At 44.4% G+C, this 18,170-nt stretch carries 13 protein-coding genes and 3 rRNA genes; 10 read left to right on the top strand and 6 right to left on the bottom strand.

What is annotated here, in order from left to right; all coding sequences use genetic code 11:
- The first annotated feature begins 342 nt into the window (after positions 1-342).
- From ACAX20_RS14005 to pssA, 4 genes are all read left to right on the top strand, one after another.
- A 16S ribosomal RNA gene (locus ACAX20_RS14005) occupies positions 343-1,882 on the top strand.
- Between the two features lie 312 nt (positions 1,883-2,194).
- Positions 2,195-5,076: ribosomal RNA gene (locus ACAX20_RS14000) — 23S ribosomal RNA — on the top strand.
- 115 nt (positions 5,077-5,191) lie between these two features.
- Positions 5,192-5,306, top strand: a 5S ribosomal RNA gene (gene rrf, locus ACAX20_RS13995).
- Together the 16S, 23S and 5S rRNA genes form the textbook arrangement of a ribosomal RNA operon.
- A gap of 391 nt (positions 5,307-5,697) precedes the next feature.
- Complete coding sequence (pssA, locus tag ACAX20_RS13990; RefSeq protein ID WP_371187176.1) at positions 5,698-7,017, top strand: CDP-diacylglycerol--serine O-phosphatidyltransferase; 1,320 nt, start codon at positions 5,698-5,700, stop codon at positions 7,015-7,017.
- A 79-nt stretch (positions 7,018-7,096) separates the two neighbouring features.
- Here the strand turns inward: pssA and ACAX20_RS13985 are convergent, their stop codons facing one another.
- A complete protein-coding gene (locus tag ACAX20_RS13985; RefSeq protein ID WP_371187174.1) occupies positions 7,097-7,792 on the bottom strand; it encodes a 2OG-Fe(II) oxygenase in 696 nt (231 codons plus the stop codon).
- An 82-nt stretch (positions 7,793-7,874) separates the two neighbouring features.
- On the opposite strand from ACAX20_RS13985, the gene ACAX20_RS13980 reads away from it, so the two are divergent.
- Complete coding sequence (locus ACAX20_RS13980) at positions 7,875-8,267, top strand: acyl-CoA thioesterase (protein WP_371187172.1); 393 nt, start codon at positions 7,875-7,877, stop codon at positions 8,265-8,267.
- A gap of 82 nt (positions 8,268-8,349) precedes the next feature.
- Positions 8,350-9,711 carry an MFS transporter gene (locus ACAX20_RS13975; protein WP_371187170.1) on the top strand — a complete coding sequence of 454 codons (1,362 nt, stop codon included), beginning with the start codon at positions 8,350-8,352 and terminating at the stop codon, positions 9,709-9,711.
- Positions 9,712-9,744: 33 nt separating this feature from the next.
- Here ACAX20_RS13975 and ACAX20_RS13970 read toward each other — a convergent pair whose 3' ends face one another.
- Complete coding sequence (locus tag ACAX20_RS13970) at positions 9,745-10,233, bottom strand: hypothetical protein (protein ID WP_371187168.1); 489 nt, start codon at positions 10,231-10,233, stop codon at positions 9,745-9,747.
- Positions 10,234-10,304: 71 nt separating this feature from the next.
- Here ACAX20_RS13970 and ACAX20_RS13965 point away from each other — a divergent pair, with 71 nt between their 5' ends.
- The 4 genes from ACAX20_RS13965 (at position 10,305) to panP (ending at position 14,425) form a co-directional block, all read left to right on the top strand.
- Positions 10,305-11,228 (top strand): ABC transporter ATP-binding protein, encoded by a 924-nt coding sequence (locus ACAX20_RS13965; protein ID WP_371187166.1) that lies wholly within the window; start codon positions 10,305-10,307, stop codon positions 11,226-11,228.
- Position 11,229: 1 nt separating this feature from the next.
- Positions 11,230-12,003, top strand: coding sequence for an ABC transporter permease (locus ACAX20_RS13960; RefSeq protein WP_371187164.1), 774 nt, complete (start codon positions 11,230-11,232; stop codon positions 12,001-12,003).
- Positions 12,003-12,677 carry a tRNA (guanosine(46)-N(7))-methyltransferase TrmB gene (locus ACAX20_RS13955; RefSeq protein ID WP_371187162.1) on the top strand — a complete coding sequence of 225 codons (675 nt, stop codon included), beginning with the start codon at positions 12,003-12,005 and terminating at the stop codon, positions 12,675-12,677. Before ACAX20_RS13960 ends, ACAX20_RS13955 begins: the two co-directional genes overlap by 1 nt.
- A gap of 116 nt (positions 12,678-12,793) precedes the next feature.
- The gene (gene panP, locus ACAX20_RS13950) at positions 12,794-14,425 is read left to right on the top strand and encodes a pyridoxal-dependent aspartate 1-decarboxylase PanP (RefSeq protein ID WP_371187161.1); all 1,632 of its coding nucleotides are present in this window, start codon (positions 12,794-12,796) and stop codon (positions 14,423-14,425) included.
- Positions 14,426-14,505: 80 nt separating this feature from the next.
- On the opposite strand, the gene panC is transcribed toward panP, so the two are convergent.
- From panC to pcnB, 4 genes are all read right to left on the bottom strand, one after another.
- The gene (gene panC / locus ACAX20_RS13945) at positions 14,506-15,354 is read right to left on the bottom strand and encodes a pantoate--beta-alanine ligase (RefSeq protein ID WP_371187159.1); all 849 of its coding nucleotides are present in this window, start codon (positions 15,352-15,354) and stop codon (positions 14,506-14,508) included.
- Between the two features lie 22 nt (positions 15,355-15,376).
- The gene (panB, locus tag ACAX20_RS13940; protein WP_371187157.1) at positions 15,377-16,171 is read right to left on the bottom strand and encodes a 3-methyl-2-oxobutanoate hydroxymethyltransferase; all 795 of its coding nucleotides are present in this window, start codon (positions 16,169-16,171) and stop codon (positions 15,377-15,379) included.
- Positions 16,172-16,239: 68 nt separating this feature from the next.
- Positions 16,240-16,740 carry a 2-amino-4-hydroxy-6-hydroxymethyldihydropteridine diphosphokinase gene (gene folK / locus ACAX20_RS13935; RefSeq protein WP_371187155.1) on the bottom strand — a complete coding sequence of 167 codons (501 nt, stop codon included), beginning with the start codon at positions 16,738-16,740 and terminating at the stop codon, positions 16,240-16,242.
- Positions 16,740-18,071 carry a polynucleotide adenylyltransferase PcnB gene (pcnB, locus tag ACAX20_RS13930; RefSeq protein WP_371187153.1) on the bottom strand — a complete coding sequence of 444 codons (1,332 nt, stop codon included), beginning with the start codon at positions 18,069-18,071 and terminating at the stop codon, positions 16,740-16,742. Before pcnB ends, folK begins: the two co-directional genes overlap by 1 nt.
- Between the last annotated feature and the right edge of the window lie 99 nt (positions 18,072-18,170).

Here is an 18,170-nt window from a genome sequence, read left to right as displayed (position 1 = left end):
GGCTTATTAATACTGGGTTCAGTACGGAGTTTTAGAAAACACGTTAAATTGAAAAAATTCAAAATTAACGGTTGACATCGAAACTGAGATGCGTAAAATGCGCATCCACTTCAACGGCAAGCGCCGATGAAGTTCAAGTAATAACGAATGCGATTATTGCTTAATTCTTTAACAAATAGTTATCATGCAATTTGTGTGAGCACTCACAAGAAAATGGTTTTACCATATTGTCTTTAAGACATAACTTGATGAGTGACACGCAAAACGACATATGTCAAGTTGGTAGCAATACCAACAAGCGTAATTCATTGAGTCGATTCTTCGGAATCACGATTTAATTTTTAATTGAAGAGTTTGATCATGGCTCAGATTGAACGCTGGCGGCAGGCTTAACACATGCAAGTCGAGCGGAAACGATTCTAGTTTACTAGAAGGCGTCGAGCGGCGGACGGGTGAGTAATGCTTGGGAATATGCCTTTAGGTGGGGGACAACAGTTGGAAACGACTGCTAATACCGCATAATGTCTACGGACCAAAGGAGGGGATCTTCGGACCTTTCGCCTTTAGATTAGCCCAAGTGAGATTAGCTAGATGGTGGGGTAATGGCCTACCATGGCGACGATCTCTAGCTGGTTTGAGAGGATGATCAGCCACACTGGGACTGAGACACGGCCCAGACTCCTACGGGAGGCAGCAGTGGGGAATATTGCACAATGGGCGAAAGCCTGATGCAGCCATGCCGCGTGTGTGAAGAAGGCCTTCGGGTTGTAAAGCACTTTCAGTAGGGAGGAAAGGGTAGTCGCTAATATCGGCTATCTGTGACGTTACCTACAGAAGAAGCACCGGCTAACTCCGTGCCAGCAGCCGCGGTAATACGGAGGGTGCGAGCGTTAATCGGAATTACTGGGCGTAAAGCGTGCGTAGGCGGATTGTTAAGCGAGATGTGAAAGCCCAGGGCTCAACCTTGGAACTGCATTTCGAACTGGCTGTCTAGAGTATTGTAGAGGGTGGTGGAATTTCCAGTGTAGCGGTGAAATGCGTAGAGATTGGAAGGAACATCAGTGGCGAAGGCGGCCACCTGGACAAATACTGACGCTGAGGCACGAAAGCGTGGGGAGCAAACAGGATTAGATACCCTGGTAGTCCACGCCGTAAACGATGTCAACTAGCTGTCTGTGGACTTGATCCGTGGGTAGCGTAGCTAACGCGCTAAGTTGACCGCCTGGGGAGTACGGCCGCAAGGTTAAAACTCAAATGAATTGACGGGGGCCCGCACAAGCGGTGGAGCATGTGGTTTAATTCGATGCAACGCGAAGAACCTTACCATCCCTTGACATCCAGAGAACTTACTAGAGATAGTTTGGTGCCTTCGGGAACTCTGAGACAGGTGCTGCATGGCTGTCGTCAGCTCGTGTTGTGAAATGTTGGGTTAAGTCCCGCAACGAGCGCAACCCCTATCCTTATTTGCCAGCGCTTCGGGCGGGAACTCTAAGGAGACTGCCGGTGATAAACCGGAGGAAGGTGGGGACGACGTCAAGTCATCATGGCCCTTACGGGATGGGCTACACACGTGCTACAATGGCGGATACAGAGGGCAGCAAGACCGCGAGGTGGAGCGAATCCCAGAAAGTCCGTCGTAGTCCGGATTGGAGTCTGCAACTCGACTCCATGAAGTCGGAATCGCTAGTAATCGTGGATCAGAATGCCACGGTGAATACGTTCCCGGGCCTTGTACACACCGCCCGTCACACCATGGGAGTGGGTTGCAAAAGAAGTAGCTAGTTTAACCTTCGGGAGGACGGTTACCACTTTGTGATTCATGACTGGGGTGAAGTCGTAACAAGGTAACCCTAGGGGAACCTGGGGTTGGATCACCTCCTTACCTTAAGTAAAACATTCCTTGTTGAGTGTTCACACAAATTGAATGATAACATTCGCATGCCTAAGTCATAGATTTAGACATGATGCTCTTTAAAAATTTGGAAAGCTGATATTAAACCCGGTATTTCATAGAAGACTATGTCGCGTAGTTCTTCATTAAATGTGAAATACCAAAACGAAGAAGAAATTCTTCAAAAATTGATTTTTATAAATCAATTTCTTTCAAGTCATTCTTATGAATGCGTGAACATGTCAGACATACATTTGGTCTTGGTTTTGTCACCAAGGCACTCGAAACTTTTTGGGGTTGTATGGTTAAGTGACTAAGCGTATGTGGTGGATGCCTTGGCAGTTAGAGGCGATGAAGGACGTGTTAATCTGCGATAAGCTGTGTTGAGCCGATAAAAGGCGTTATAAGCACAGATTTCCGAATGGGGAAACCCACCTGTCATAAGGCAGGTATCGTTAAGTGAATACATAGCTTAACGAGGCGAACCGGGAGAACTGAAACATCTAAGTACCCCGAGGAAAAGAAATCAACCGAGATTTCCTTAGTAGCGGCGAGCGAACGGGAATTAGCCCTTAAGCGGTTTGTGAATTAGTGGAATAAGCTGGAAAGCTTGACGATACAGGGTGATAGTCCCGTACACGAAAATGACCTTACCGTGAAATCGAGTAGGACGGAACACGTGAAATTCTGTTTGAATATGGGGGGACCATCCTCCAAGGCTAAATACTCCTAACTGACCGATAGTGAACCAGTACCGTGAGGGAAAGGCGAAAAGAACCCCTGTGAGGGGAGTGAAATAGAACCTGAAACCGCATACGTACAAGCAGTGGAAGCCTTCGGGTGACTGCGTACCTTTTGTATAATGGGTCAGCGACTTACATTTTGTAGCAAGGTTAACCGATTAGGGGAGCCGTAGCGAAAGCGAGTGTTAACTGCGCGTTTAGTTGCAAGGTGTAGACCCGAAACCCGGCGATCTACCCATGGGCAGGTTGAAGGTTGAGTAACATCAACTGGAGGACCGAACACACGTATGTTGAAAAATGCGGTGATGACCTGTGGGTCGGAGTGAAAGGCTAATCAAGCCGGGAGATAGCTGGTTCTCCCCGAAATCTATTTAGGTAGAGCCTCGGACGAACACCACTGGGGGTAGAGCACTGTTAAGGCTAGGGGGTCATCCCGACTTACCAACCCTTTGCAAACTCCGAATACCAGTGAGTGATATCCGGGAGACACACGGCGGGTGCTAACGTCCGTCGTGGAAAGGGAAACAACCCAGACCGCCAGCTAAGGTCCCAAAGTCTATGTTAAGTGGGAAACGATGTGGAAAGGCCCAGACAGCTAGGAGGTTGGCTTAGAAGCAGCCATCCTTTAAAGAAAGCGTAATAGCTCACTAGTCGAGTCGGTCTGCGCGGAAGATGTAACGGGGCTAAACATAGCACCGAAGCTGCGGATTTGAACTTAGGTTCAAGTGGTAGGGGAGCGTTCTGTAAGCCGTTGAAGGTGTGTTGTAAAGCATGCTGGAGGTATCAGAAGTGCGAATGCTGACATGAGTAACGATAATGGGGGTGAAAAACCCCCACGCCGAAAGACCAAGGTTTCCTGTCCCATGTTAATCAGGGCAGGGTAAGTCGGCCCCTAAGGCGAGGCGGAAACGCGTAGTCGATGGGAAACAGATTAATATTTCTGTACTTCTTATAATTGCGAAGGAGGGACGGAGCAGGCTAGGCAAGCATGGCGTTGGTAGTCCATGTGAAAGTATGTAGGTTGGGAGTTTAGGCAAATCCGGACTCCTAAGACTGAGATACGAGACGAGACTCTACGGAGTTGAAGTTGTTGATGCCATACTTCCAGGAAAAGCTTCTAAGCATCAGATTATAAGGAACCGTACCCCAAACCGACACAGGTGGTTAGGTAGAGAATACTAAGGCGCTTGAGAGAACTCGGGTGAAGGAACTAGGCAAAATAGTACCGTAACTTCGGGAGAAGGTACGCCGGCTAGTGTGAATCCCTTGCGGAGTAAGCACCGGTCGGTCGAAGTAACCAGGTGGCTGGAACTGTTTATTAAAAACACAGCACTGTGCAAAATCGAAAGATGACGTATACGGTGTGACGCCTGCCCGGTGCCGGAAGGTTAATTGATTGGGTTAGCGCAAGCGAAGCTCATGATCGAAGCCCCGGTAAACGGCGGCCGTAACTATAACGGTCCTAAGGTAGCGAAATTCCTTGTCGGGTAAGTTCCGACCTGCACGAATGGCGTAATCATGGCCACACTGTCTCCACCCGAGACTCAGTGAAATTGAATTTGCGGTTAAGATGCCGTATACCCGCGGCTAGACGGAAAGACCCCGTGAACCTTTACTATAGCTTGACAGTGAACATTGCTCCTACATGTGTAGGATAGGTGGGAGGCTTTGAAGCGAGTACGCCAGTATTCGTGGAGCCAATCTTGAAATACCACCCTTGTATGCGTGATGTTCTAACCTGGGCCAATTATCTTGGCTGGGGACACTGTCTGGTGGGTAGTTTGACTGGGGCGGTCTCCTCCCAAAGCGTAACGGAGGAGCACGAAGGTTGGCTAAGTACGGTCGGACATCGTACGGTTAGTGCAATGGCATAAGCCAGCTTAACTGCGAGACAGACACGTCGAGCAGGTACGAAAGTAGGTCATAGTGATCCGGTGGTTCTGTATGGAAGGGCCATCGCTCAACGGATAAAAGGTACTCCGGGGATAACAGGCTGATACCGCCCAAGAGTTCATATCGACGGCGGTGTTTGGCACCTCGATGTCGGCTCATCACATCCTGGGGCTGAAGTCGGTCCCAAGGGTATGGCTGTTCGCCATTTAAAGTGGTACGCGAGCTGGGTTTAGAACGTCGTGAGACAGTTCGGTCCCTATCTGCCGTGGGCGTTTGAGAATTGAAGAGGGCTGCTCCTAGTACGAGAGGACCGGAGTGGACGAACCTCTGGTGTTCCGGTTGTCACGCCAGTGGCATTGCCGGGTAGCTATGTTCGGAACTGATAACCGCTGAAAGCATCTAAGCGGGAAGCAGGCTTTGAGATGAGTTCTCACTGGAGCTTTAAGCTCCCTAAAGGGTCGTCGGAGACTACGACGTTGATAGGCAGGGTGTGTAAGCGTTGTGAGGCGTTGAGCTAACCTGTACTAATTGCCCGTGAGGCTTAACCATACAACACCCAAGAGGTTTTCCTCAGGTGTATATGGTCTGACATAAAAAAGTTCAAGCATTCATATTGAAAGAAAAAAGTTAAATATCAGATTTCCGAATTTATAAAAGTTTTTTGTCTGGCGACAATAGCACTTTGGAACCACCTGAACCCATGCCGAACTCAGAAGTGAAACGAAGTAGCGCCGATGGTAGTGTGGGAGTTCCCATGTGAGAGTAGGTCATCGCCAGGCTTCCAATTCTGAAAAGCCCGTTCCTTTGAACGGGCTTTTTTCGTTTAAGGTATTGGCTCGGCCTACGTCGTAGTTATCGAAAGATCGCATCTATGCATTTTCGATATTCACCACATCCATGTGACTTATCGCTAGGCTTTCAATTCCGAAAAGCCCTTAGCGTTAGCTAAGGTTTTTAACTTTCTGCGCAGTATTAAAAGCAAATAACTATGTCACCCCAATCTGTTTTAGGCGGTGATCTTCACTCTTAATCGCTTGCTTCTACACTGTCTCTTATACAATATTGGTTTATTCCCTTGATTAACTATTTAATTCAAGTTAAATAGGTTTATAATCATGAAAAACAAATAGTAACCTATATATCTACATGATATTTTCGCAGCACAAAGGCGTGTCAGTTAAAGATACAATACCTTTGCATTTAGAACAGGTTGAATATTTATACTCGGCCAAACAATATTTCTCTACCTTGCTTGAGCTCATAAGCAAAGCCAAGTCGCGCATTTATATTACTGCTTTGTACGTACAAGATGATGAAGCAGGACGAATGGTTTTACAGGCGATTTATGAGGCAAAGCAGCAAAACCCTGACTTAGATGTAAATATCTTTGTCGATTTTCATCGTGCTCAGCGGGGCCTAATTGGTGAAGCTGAATCATTGGGCAATCGTCAGCTTTATCTCGATATGGCGGCGAAATACGAACACGACATCAACATCTATGGCGTGCCGGTAAAGCAACGTGAATTTTTAGGTGTATTGCATTTAAAAGGTTTTGTTATTGACGATACTTTGCTGTTTACCGGTGCGAGTATCAACAATGTTTATTTACACTATAGTGATAAATATCGCTGTGATCGATACCACGTATTTCGCAGTACTGAGCTTGCGGACAGTTTTGTAAACTTTATGCGTCAGCAATTTATCGATAGTGAGTTGGCACCTCAGTTGAATGTTGCTAATGTACCAGGCAAGAAGTCGCTTAAAAGCTTGGTTAAGAAGCTCAAGGTGTCCTTAGGGCGAGCTAATTATAAAGTCAGTACGACAAGTACTATTGATACGGATTTGAGTGTTACCCCGCTTGTCGGTTTAGGTCCTCGAGCCAATAAGCTAAATGCTACCGCTCGCAGTGTGTTTCGTGCCGCAAGCGAAGATCTACTGATCTTTACGCCTTACTTTAACTTACCTAAAGCGTTGCTATCTGATTTGCGTAAAGCGTTACGTCGTGGCGTTAAGGTCACTATAGTGGTTGGCGACAAGACGGCCAATGACTTCTATATTGCTGAACCAGAGCAATTTTCGACTATAGGCATAGTACCTTATATCTATGAGAGGCTATTGCGTAGCTTTGTTAAGAAGTATAAGGGCTATATAGATAGAGGTTTATTGAATGTTCACCTGTGGAAAGATGGCGATAATAGCTATCACCTTAAAGGTGTTGTTGCTGACGATAAGTTCCACCTGATTACAGGCAGTAACTTAAACCCTAGAGCATGGAGTCTAGATCTAGAAAATGGCTTGTTGGTTAGTGATGAAAAGCAACAGTTAATACCGCAATGGCATAAAGAACGAGACCTTATCTTAGCTAATACCACACGACTCGAGTCGGTTGATCAATTAGAACGATTAGCGGATTATCCAACTAAGCCAAAAGAATTATTGCGTAAGATTAAATTCACGCAATTTGATCGTATATTAAAGCGATTCTTGTAGATGCTTCCAAAACCATCAATTAATAAAGGCCAACATATGTTGGCCTTTATTATTTATACATTATGTTAAACGGTGGCAGTTAGCCGGTATAAATTTGTTCAGCTCGATTAAACATGACCCACGAAGTGAGTACGTACTTATCGTTTGATTTAGGCACATTGCCACGGTGGGTATGGGTAAATCCACATGGCGCTACAACAATGCTACCCGCTTTGGGTTTAATGCTTTTTTGTTGGTAGTAAAAGTCGGTTTCGCCACCTTCTTCAACATCATTAAGGTAAATGAGAAACAGTAACACGCGATGTAATGGCTCATTACCGTTTAGTTGCGGGTAAATCTCAGAGTGCCAGTAACTGTAGTTGCCTATGCCTTTGTCATATTTTTGCGCGTTGAGTGGTGCAATGCGGTATAAATAATGTAATAAGTGTTTGGCGTTAGGGCGGCCAACCTCATCAAAATTTTCCGCGGTTAATAACGTTGGTTCACCCGTAACAGGATGCTTTAAGGTCAGGCTAATACCACTTATCAGGCTAAAGTAATATTTGCTTACATAATCGGCAATGGCTTCACTGGTTGCGTTCCAGACAGTGCGTAATGCCGGGTGGAATTCTTTATGCTCATTTAAATAAATGTCGTCGCTGATTTTCTTATTACGGTCGACGCCACCGCCAGTAGTGCCCGCTACTTTGTGTGGGCTGGCATTTATTTGCTTGATTAAGTCCTGACAAAACTCGGGGCTGAGGGCATTTTCATAAACTTCGATAAAATCTGTCATTATTATTATTTGCTAATCTCGGGGTAAATGAATAAATTGGCACCTAGATTAAGCATTTTTTTTACAAATTGGTAGTGTTTCTATGTTCCATTATTCTTTGACCCCAGGCTTTAACGATACCGATGCCTTAGGGCATATTAATAACAGTAAATTACCTGTTTGGTTTGAAAACGCCCGTGAACCCATTTTCCGTATTTTTACACCTGATTTAGATTTACTGAACTGGCCTTTGATACTCGCAAAGATTGAAGTTAATTTTTTAGCTCAGCTCTACTATGGTCATCATATCGAGATAAAGACGGCGATAGCATCGATAGGTCGCTCCTCCTTTGTTGTCCATCATCAAGCATGGCAGCGTGATACGCTCTGCGCCGAAGGCACCGCGGTGATGGTGAATTTTGATTACCACACCCAGAAAAGTTGTCCTATCCCTGAAGTCATAAAACAGCAACTAGAGCAACACTTATTAACTTAATGGTCCCAGCCTATCTTATTTTGTATTAATGGATATGGTAAAATTTTAGCTCTTAAGTTTTTATCAATAACGAATTGCTGTAATGAATGATACCGCTTTAAATAGCATTGAAAAGAAAGCATCGCTGTCACTGGCTACTGTGTTTGGTATGCGCATGATTGGCTTGTTTATGATTTTGCCAATTTTTGCCATTTATGGAGTTGAGTTGCAAGGCTATAGTCCGTTGTGGATAGGTCTTGCTATTGGTGCTTACGGGTTTACTCAAGCGTTATTGCAGATCCCTATGGGGATGTTGTCGGATAAGTTCGGCCGTAAACCGGTTATAGTCGCTGGCCTCGTGGTATTTTGTCTTGGTAGTATCGTCGCTGCACAATCAGACACAATTTACGGTGTGGTTATTGGTCGCGCGTTGCAAGGCATGGGCGCGATTGCCAGTGCTACGCTAGCTTTAGCTGCCGATTTGTCACGTGAAGAGCAGCGCCCTAAGGTGATGGCTACTATCGGGATGTTTATCGGTATGTCATTTGCGTTAGCTATGGTGTTAGGGCCGATAGTTGCCGACTCCTATGGCTTATCTGGGGTGTTTTATTTAACGGCATTGTTTGCAATTGTTGGTATGTTACTGGTGCTGTTCGTTGTTCCGAAAGCGTTAACCACCGCACCTAAAGGTGACTTGCTGGCTAGTCCTACATCGTTAGGGCAGATGTTGGCCGATAAGCAGCTATTACGTCTTAACATCGGTGTGTTTGTACTGCATATGGCATTAACAGCAATGTTTGTTATTTTGCCATTAAAGTTAGTGGCAAGTGGTTTTGTCATTGCTGATCATTGGCAATTATACTTACCTGCATTGCTTGTATCGTTTGTATTAATGGTGCCGGTAATGATTTGGTCGATTAAGGCTGGCAAAGAAAAGTTAGTTTTTTGTGGTGCGATCTTGTTAATGATGCTGACGTTATTAACGTTGTGGCAGCAACATGACAGTTTCACACTAATCGTAGCGATGGTCGTATTGTTTTTTGTTGCCTTTAATTTTCTCGAAGCGACCATGCCAGCCAACTTATCGCGTATCGCTCCTGCTGGGCAAAAGGGCTCGGCGATGGGGATATTTTCCACTTGTCAGTTTTTAGGTGCGTTTGCTGGTGGTGCGCTAGGTGGATTTATTTCATCACGTTATGGCGATGCTAATGTTTTCTTGATGAGCGCAGGGATGTTAGCACTATGGTATTTATTGGCACTTGGCATGATGCCAATTGCTCGTTCTAAAAGCTTAAGTTACAAAGTTGAGTTTAACGATGAGAGCCATGCTCAGTTGCTTGCTGAAAAACTCGCTAATTTACCGGGTGTTCTTGAGTCTACCATCGTCTACAGTGACTCGGTTGCCTACTTAAAGGTTGATGATAAGCTGGTCGACATGAATAAGGTTAAAGCGCTGCTGAGTTAACTCTATTAGGGTGAGCTGGTCATTATTGAACATTTAGCTTATTTGGCTAATGAGCCAATAGCTATTTGACTTTGGTGGCCAGACAATTTCGTCATCGAGTTGGCGTTGTAACAGTTCTTGAGCAAGTGGTGCCTCACTGCTGATCACGGTGATCGTCAATGAGTCGACACAGACTTTTATGCCACCACTGCTTGGTCCAATAAAATAGTGCCTTTGCTGATTTGCTTGTTCGCCTGTTATCTCAACTAGGGCGCCGATGGTAATTTCAGTCAGTGGTTGCTGGCAACGTGACTTGAGCTTTTTGTAGAGATTGATGTCATTGATTAACGCGGCCGCTCGTTCACTTTGACCGTGAGCAAGGTACGATGCTTCGATGCCTAACGTATCGTATTGAGTTTCAGCGACACTTTGCTCATCAGTAGCTGCTAGTCGAGCGGAATCAGCACTGCTGATGGCGGTGTTTAGCTCGGAGTGCAGTTGCTCAATGATGGCGTCAAGAATGATGGTTTTGTCGTTCAGCATGGGCCCTATGAAATATTTAGCGAATGGCTTTCGCCTATAGTAGCAAGAGATGATAAAAAGAGGATAAAAATATGAAACCAGCGTTGCAGATTACCGGTTTACGAAAAGTCTATAAAGGCGGCTTCGAGGCGGTAAAAGGGCTAGATCTGGAAGTTATGGAAGGCGATTTTTTTGCTCTACTAGGACCAAATGGTGCGGGTAAATCGACAACTATCGGTGTAATCACTTCACTTGTGAATAAGACTGCCGGCAAAGTTTCGGTATTTGGCCATGATATTGATCATGACCTCGATGCAGCAAAAAGTTATCTAGGTTTAGTTCCGCAGGAGTTTAACTTTAACCAATTTGAAGCACCAATTAAGATCCTTGTCAATCAAGCAGGTTATTACGGTGTACCACGCAAGGTTGCCTTTGAGCGTGCCGAAAAGTATTTAAAGCAGCTCGATCTATGGGATAAACGAGATAACCCGTCGCGCAATTTGTCGGGCGGCATGAAGCGTCGCTTAATGATAGCCAGAGCATTGATGCATGAGCCTAAAGTTTTAATTCTTGATGAACCAACGGCGGGGGTTGATATTGAACTACGCCGTCATATGTGGGATTACCTGCGTGAGCTTAATCAGCAAGGTATCACCATAATTCTGACCACACATTATCTTGAAGAAGCGGAAATGCTGTGCCGTAATATCGCCATTATTGATTCTGGACGTATTGTTGAAAATACCAGTATGAAACGTTTATTGGCGACCTTACATATGGAAACCTTTGTGTTCGATATCGAGCCTGTTACACAAGCGCCAACGCTGCAGGGCTATAATTGTCACCTCGTTGATGAAACCACATTAGAAATTGATGTTGATAAATCTCAGTCGATAAACGATGTCTTTGCGCAGTTGTCGGACTTAGCCATAGAAGTGAAAAGTATGCGCAACAAATCTAATCGTTTAGAAGAATTGTTTGTGAATTTAGTGAAGAATAAGCCGGAGAGCAAATAATATGGTGAAGTTTAATTATCGCATTGCACTAAGCAGTATTTTACATAAAGAAGTGCATCGCTTTATGCGTATTTGGATACAAACTCTAGTACCTCCAGCGATTACCATTAGCTTATATTTTGTTATCTTTGGTTCACTTATCGGTTCGCGTATTGGTGAAATGGGCGGTTTTGATTATATGTCGTTTATCGTACCGGGCTTGATTATGATGTCGGTGATCACCAATTCGTATTCTAATGTTGCATCCTCATTTTTTAGTGCTAAGTTCCAACGTAATGTGGAAGAAATGCTGGTAGCACCGGTCCCCAATTGGGTTATCGTCGCAGGTTACGTGGGCGGCGGTATGTGTCGAGGTATCCTTGTCGGCCTTATTGTTACTTGTATCGCATTATTATTTGTCGACTTACAAATACATAACCTTGGTGTGGTCATCATAACCGTCATGCTAACCTCAGCGGTATTTGCGCTAGGTGGCTTAATTAATGCGGTGTTTGCCGGTAGTTTTGATGATATATCGATAATCCCGACATTTGTGTTAACACCATTAACCTATCTTGGTGGTGTGTTCTATTCTATTAGTTTATTACCTGATTTTTGGCAGGGTGTATCACAACTCAACCCAATCGTATACATGGTAAATGCGTTTCGTTACGGTTTCTTAGGCGTGAGTGATGTTAGCTTAATGATGTCATTTACCATCATCACTGGCTTTTTAGTGGTGCTATTTACCGCCGCCATGTTATTAATTTCTAAAGGCATAGGACTTCGTAGCTAATGTCATTTGGTGATTCAAAAGCAATTGTAAGTAATCAGCCTGGAATTCATGAAAACTTGGCTGACATCGTCAATAAGCATTTATCGAGCACGTTTAAAAAGCCGATTTCCGCTCATACGCTAGAAGCATTTGAGCAGGTTGATTTGTTAGTCAAACAGCACCAAGGGCCGGTTATTCTCGATGCCTGCTGCGGTGTTGGGCAAAGTACGCGGATTCTAGCCAAGCGCAACCCTGAGGCGCTGGTGATAGGCGTCGATAAATCGGATAATCGCATTAATCGTAATGTAGTAGATCATTGGCAAGCGGACAACTTTGTGTTGCTTAGAGCTGATCTCAATGATTTTTATCGTTTGGTGGTGGAAGCCAACTGGCCAGTCGAACAGCATTATATTTTGTATCCCAACCCTTGGCCAAAAGCAAAACATATTGGTCGTCGTTGGCATGGCAGTGCGGTTTTTCCATATATACTAAAAGTTGGTAAATCATTGCATTTACGCAGTAATTGGCAGTTGTATTTGCAAGAGTTTTTATTTGCAGCCCAAATTGCTGGTTTTCAAGGCTTAATTGCCGATGTGAACGATAGCGAACCACTAACGCCGTTTGAGGCAAAGTATCAAGCTAGTGGTCAAAAGTGCTGGCGATTAGATATAAATTTGCATGCTGAAAGCAACTAACAAAGTTGGTTGTTAGTGATTTTTCGCAAAAGATAGAAGACATTTAGCTTAATTTTTATTACAGTCCACCGCTATAAAAATTATAATTAATGGCAACATAGGTTGCTCGAAACGTTATGACAAGCAAAAAACGTGTTGCAGAGGCGACACCTGAAACCTTACATCAGATATTTACCATACCTGAGGCGCCAGATTCGACGCTAAGCAAGATTGAGCGAGAAATATCGCAAAACTTGAATGGCTTTTTGTCGAATCATATTGTTGCTACCGAAAAAGCGTTGAGTGAAATAGAGAAAGATTTTGCCGATTCTGCGATACCTGAGCAGCCGCAATATGTCTCGGATCATACTCATCATTTGCTCGATAAACTTATTGCCCAGTCTGTACATACATCATCACCGAGCTTTATCGGTCATATGACCTCAGCATTACCTTATTTCTTGTTGCCATTATCAAAATTGATGACCGGCTTGAATCAGAACTTGGTTAAAATTGAGACATCGAAAGCATTTACGCCATTGGAGCGACAAGTGCTGGGTATGTTACACCGTCTGGTATATCAGCAACAGAGTCCATTTTACCAAGAGTATATGCACAGCGCTGATCATTCTCTTGGTGCATTTTGCTCTGGTGGCACAGTAGCCAACATTACTGCGTTATGGGTGGCACGCAATAACTTACTTAAAGCAGATGGTGATTTTAAAGGTATCGCTCAGCAGGGCTTGCATAAAGCATTAAAACATTATGGTTATGAAAGCGTTGCGATTTTAGTGTCGGCGCGTGGTCACTACAGCTTGAAAAAGGCAGCTGATATCTTAGGTATTGGTCGTGAATCGGTAATATCGATACCAACCGATGCCAATAACCGCATGGACATCGAACAACTTAAAGCGACATGCCAGCAGCTTGAAGATGATAATATCAAGGTGATGAGTATTGTCGGCGTTGCAGGAACCACCGAAACAGGTAACGTCGATCCATTGGTTGATATGGCAGCCGTTGCCAAGCAGTTTAACTGTCACTTTCATGTTGACGCTGCATGGGGCGGTGCAACCTTATTATCAAACAAATATCGCCATTTACTTGAAGGTGTTGAGTTGGCCGACTCTGTTACCATTGATGCCCATAAACAAATGTATGTGCCAATGGGGGCGGGCTTGGTGGTATTTAAAAACCCAGCGTCTGTGGCATCTATTGAGCATCATGCAGAGTATATCTTGCGTAAGGGCTCAAAAGATTTAGGCTCACATACCTTAGAAGGCTCGCGTCCAGGCATGGCGATGATGGTTTACGCCAGCTTGCATATTATCTCACGTCCAGGTTATGAATTGCTGATTAACCAGAGCATTGAAAAGGCCAAGTACTTTGCTGATTTGATAGAACAGCATCCCGATTTTGAGCTTATTTCTAAGCCAGAGTTATGCTTATTAACCTATCGTTATGTACCGCAGGCGGTTCAAACATTTTTACAACAGGCAACAGAGCAACAAAGCGAAGAGATTAATCGTCTGCTCGATAGATTAACCAAATTTATTCAAAAGCGTCAGCGTGAAGATGGTAAGTCATTTGTATCTCGAACCAAAATCGAAGTAGCAAAATACCATGGCCGCAAGACGTTAGTGTTTAGAGTTGTACTAGCTAACCCTCTTACTACCGAGCAAATCTTGGCTGACATATTAGAAGAGCAGCAGCAAATCGCTGCGCAAAGTTTAAACTTCCTTCCGAAAGTATTTGCCAAAATAGGCTAAATATACTTTATCCTGAGATATTGAAAAAAAAAAGGCTTTGCAGATGCAAAGCCTTTTTTATCTGTAACAACGAATGACGATTAAGCTAATGACACTTGTAGGTTGTCGATCAGACGCGCCTTACCACAATGAGCCGCCGCTAAAATAACTAACTCTTTATCATCACGAGTTGCTACATTAAGCGTTCTAGCATGAGCTATGTGAATATAATCGGTTTTCATACCTGTCGCATCAATGCGTGCTCTAGCAGCATCACATAAAGCGGTATAATCGGCATTATCAGGCAGTTGTTCTGCTAACCAATTTAAGGTTTGATGTAGCGCCGGCGCAATTGCTCGTTCAGCATCCGTTAAATAACCATTGCGGGAGCTCATGGCTAAACCGGAAGGTTCGCGCATTGTTGCAACCGGAATAATGTTTACCGGCATTGATAGGTCTTCTACCATGGTCTGAATAACTTGCACTTGCTGATAGTCTTTCAAACCAAAGCAAGCGACATCGGGTTGCACTAAATTAAACAGCTTGCAAACAACGGTAGCAACGCCACGAAAATGTCCAGGTCGTGATTCCCCACAATAACCTGTCGAGACATCAGGGACTTCGACAAAGGTCTGATTTTCGAGACCTTTGGGGTACATAATTGCTGGTGTTGGGGTAAACAGTAAATCACAACCTGCAACAATCAACTTTTGCTGATCATCGACTAAGGTACGAGGGTAATTATCAATATCTTCGTTAGCGCCAAACTGCATTGGGTTAACAAAAATACTGGCGACAATTTTATCTGCGTGTTTGTGGGCTTCATCAACTAAGGAAATGTGCCCCGCATGTAAGTTGCCCATGGTTGGTACAAAGCCAACGGTTAACCCTTGTTGACGCCACTCGCTAATTTGTTGGCGCAACTGCTCAATATTATCAACGGTGTTCATTACGATTCCTAATTAGCAGCCATTAGCTAAAGCTGTGCTCTGCGCCGGGAAAATTCCCTGACTCAACTTCTGATTTATACAGCGCAACCGCAGCTCTAATGTCACCTGCGTCGGCTAAGAAGTTGCGTGAAAACTTAGGGATCTTGCCTACCGAAATACCAAACGCATCATGCATTACCAGTATTTGACCATCGGTGACGTTACCCGCGCCAATACCAATCACAGGGATAGATACTGCGTCGGTGATGGCTTTAGCTAGCTCAGTTGGAATACACTCAAGTACTAATAATTGGATACCAGCAGCCTCAAGCTTTTTCGCATCGGCAATCATTTTTAGTGCTTTTTCATTGTCGCGGCCTTGAACTTTAAAACCACCAAAAACATTAACAGACTGTGGCGTTAAGCCTAAGTGACCACAAACAGGTACACTGCGATCAACTAAGCCTTTAATGGTCTCTTCTAGCCATTCTCCACCTTCAAGCTTAACCATGTTAGCACCAGCACGCATTAGCTTTGCCGCGTTATCGAAGGCTTGCTCAGGGCTGGCGTAACTCATAAAAGGCATATCGCCGATAATCAGCGCTTTGGTAGCACCGGCGCGCACGCAACGGGTATGGTAGGCGATATCGTCAATGGTAACAGGTAATGTGTCAGATTGACCTTGTAACACCATACCAAGTGAGTCACCAATTAACATGGCGTGAATGCCGGCTTCATCAAATAAATGGCTGAAGCTTGCATCATAAGCAGTAATGGTGGAAATTTTTTGACCTTCCTGCTTCATTTTTTGCAGGGTACTTACGGTAATTCTACTCATATGATTTCTTTACAATATTACAGTGCAATAGCACCAAATTAAGTGCCGATAACAGTGTCACAGAAATGTTAAATGTGCAATGGGCGAACGATAAATAAGCCGTTGGCATCAAGTTGCTTTTGTAAACTTGCAACACTGGTTCCGTCTGGTAAGTGTAGCTCAGGAGCAATTTCTGCTAATGGATAAATAACAAATTCGCGTACTTTCATCCCGTAGTGAGGGACAGTTAGGCGCTCGCTATCAATCACATTATTGGCAAATAATAGTATGTCTAAGTCAAGTACGCGAGCACCCCAGCGCTCGTCTTTGCGCACACGACCAAAACTCAACTCTATCGCTTGCAATTGGTCCAGTAACTCCAGAGGCGATAACTGTGTCGCAAGCTCGGCGACCGCATTCATGTAATCAGGCTGATCTTGCGGCCCCATAGGCTTGCTTGTATAAAGCGACGAGACACGAGTGAGTTGCGTCTTCGCAATGTTCTTTATCGCCTCAAGGGCTTGTTCTATTTGTTGATCGGGCCCTGCAAGATTACTGCCTAAGCCAATATAAACCGTATGAGCAGTCATTAGTCAGATACCTTGTTGCGTTTTCGTGGACTGCGACGGCGTTTTTGCCTTGAAGGACGAAAGCTTTTTAGCATTTGTTGTTGAGTATCTGGAGCGGCCGCTTGAAAATGCGTCCACCAATCAGCTAGCTCCTGCAATTCGCCACCCTCAACTTCAGCACGTAATAACAAGAAGTCGTAGCCAGCTCTGAATCTTGGATGCTCTAAAGTCTTATATACTTTTTTCGCTTCTCGCTGAGTAAGTTTTTGTTGTAAAAACCAAATATCTTTCATCGGCAGTTGCAGGCGCTTTGGAATTGCAATACAACGTTGTTGTTCACCAAACACTTCGTGCATAGCACTAAAGAAGGCGTCTTGATGAGACATCTGCTGCTTAACTAAGACGTTAACTTGTGCTTCGATACGGTGCCAAATCACAGCGGCCAATAAAAATGCAGGTGTTACTCGTTTGCCATCGTTGATTCGGCTATCGGTGTTGTGTAGCACTTTGTCAATAAACTGCACGGCAGTGCCGTCGGGTTTATTCCGCAGATCTTCTGCAAAGTGTGGGAAAAAATACTCTAATAACTGGTATTGAGCTAGCATATGAGCATTTGCATGCGCCTTACCACCCAAGAATAGCTTAATATATTCTTCAAACATGCGTGCTGGCGGAATATTTGCCATCAGGGGGGCGAGTGTTTTTATTGGCGCTTTGGTTGCAGCATCGATTGTCATATCGAGTTTGGTTGCAAAGCGAATCGCTCGTAACATGCGTACCGGATCTTCGCGATAACGCGTCTCAGGATCGCCAATTAAGCGAACAATACGATTTTTAATGTCCTTAACACCGTTAGCAAAGTCATATACTTTAAAGTCATTGATGCTGTAATACAGGGCGTTAATGGTAAAGTCACGACGCTCCGCATCTTCGTCTATGGTGCCGTAAATATTGTCGCGCAATAGCATGCCATGCTCTGATTGCTTGGCATGTTTATCTGTGCTGCTTACTTGTTCTTTGTGATGACCACGAAAAGTGGCAACTTCTATGATATCGCGGCCAAATACGATATGCGCTAAACGAAAGCGACGACCGATAAGGCGACAGTTTCTAAATAACTGCTTAATTTGCTCTGGCGTTGCATTGGTAACGATATCAAAATCTTTAGGATGTTCGCCGAGTAATATGTCGCGTACGCCGCCACCGACTAAGTAGGCGTCGTAGCCGCCTTTATTGAGGCGATAAAGCACTTTTAGCGCATTCTCGCTTAACTCTTTGCGGGAAACATTATGTTCGTCTCGATCGAGAACGATAGGGTATTGTGGTTCGTTAATTGCCCGTTTTCCTGTCATGGATTTTAAAAGCCCGATGAATGAACTGATTACCTTCATCTGTGTTTGTGTACATCTGTATATTTAAAATAAGGCGAGATCATACTCTAAGTTGCTTAA

The organism is Thalassotalea sp. Sam97, from assembly GCF_041379765.1.
Taxonomy (GTDB): Bacteria; Pseudomonadota; Gammaproteobacteria; order Enterobacterales; family Alteromonadaceae; genus Thalassotalea_A; species Thalassotalea_A maritima.
The sequence above is the reverse complement of the archived record's forward strand: the minus strand, read 5'-3'. Positions and strand labels throughout refer to the sequence as shown.

Coding starts and splice junctions, on each gene's coding strand:
- panB (WP_371187157.1), bottom strand. CDS start 16,171: ATGAGTAGAATTACCGTAAGTACCCTGCAAAAAATGAAGCAGGAAGGT.
- ACAX20_RS13965 (WP_371187166.1), top strand. CDS start 10,305: ATGAAACCAGCGTTGCAGATTACCGGTTTACGAAAAGTCTATAAAGGC.
- ACAX20_RS13985 (WP_371187174.1), bottom strand. CDS start 7,792: ATGACAGATTTTATCGAAGTTTATGAAAATGCCCTCAGCCCCGAGTTT.
- ACAX20_RS13955 (WP_371187162.1), top strand. CDS start 12,003: ATGTCATTTGGTGATTCAAAAGCAATTGTAAGTAATCAGCCTGGAATT.
- ACAX20_RS13980 (WP_371187172.1), top strand. CDS start 7,875: ATGTTCCATTATTCTTTGACCCCAGGCTTTAACGATACCGATGCCTTA.
- folK (WP_371187155.1), bottom strand. CDS start 16,740: ATGACTGCTCATACGGTTTATATTGGCTTAGGCAGTAATCTTGCAGGG.
- pcnB (WP_371187153.1), bottom strand. CDS start 18,071: ATGACAGGAAAACGGGCAATTAACGAACCACAATACCCTATCGTTCTC.
- ACAX20_RS13970 (WP_371187168.1), bottom strand. CDS start 10,233: ATGCTGAACGACAAAACCATCATTCTTGACGCCATCATTGAGCAACTG.
- ACAX20_RS13960 (WP_371187164.1), top strand. CDS start 11,230: ATGGTGAAGTTTAATTATCGCATTGCACTAAGCAGTATTTTACATAAA.
- ACAX20_RS13975 (WP_371187170.1), top strand. CDS start 8,350: ATGAATGATACCGCTTTAAATAGCATTGAAAAGAAAGCATCGCTGTCA.
- panC (WP_371187159.1), bottom strand. CDS start 15,354: ATGAACACCGTTGATAATATTGAGCAGTTGCGCCAACAAATTAGCGAG.
- panP (WP_371187161.1), top strand. CDS start 12,794: ATGACAAGCAAAAAACGTGTTGCAGAGGCGACACCTGAAACCTTACAT.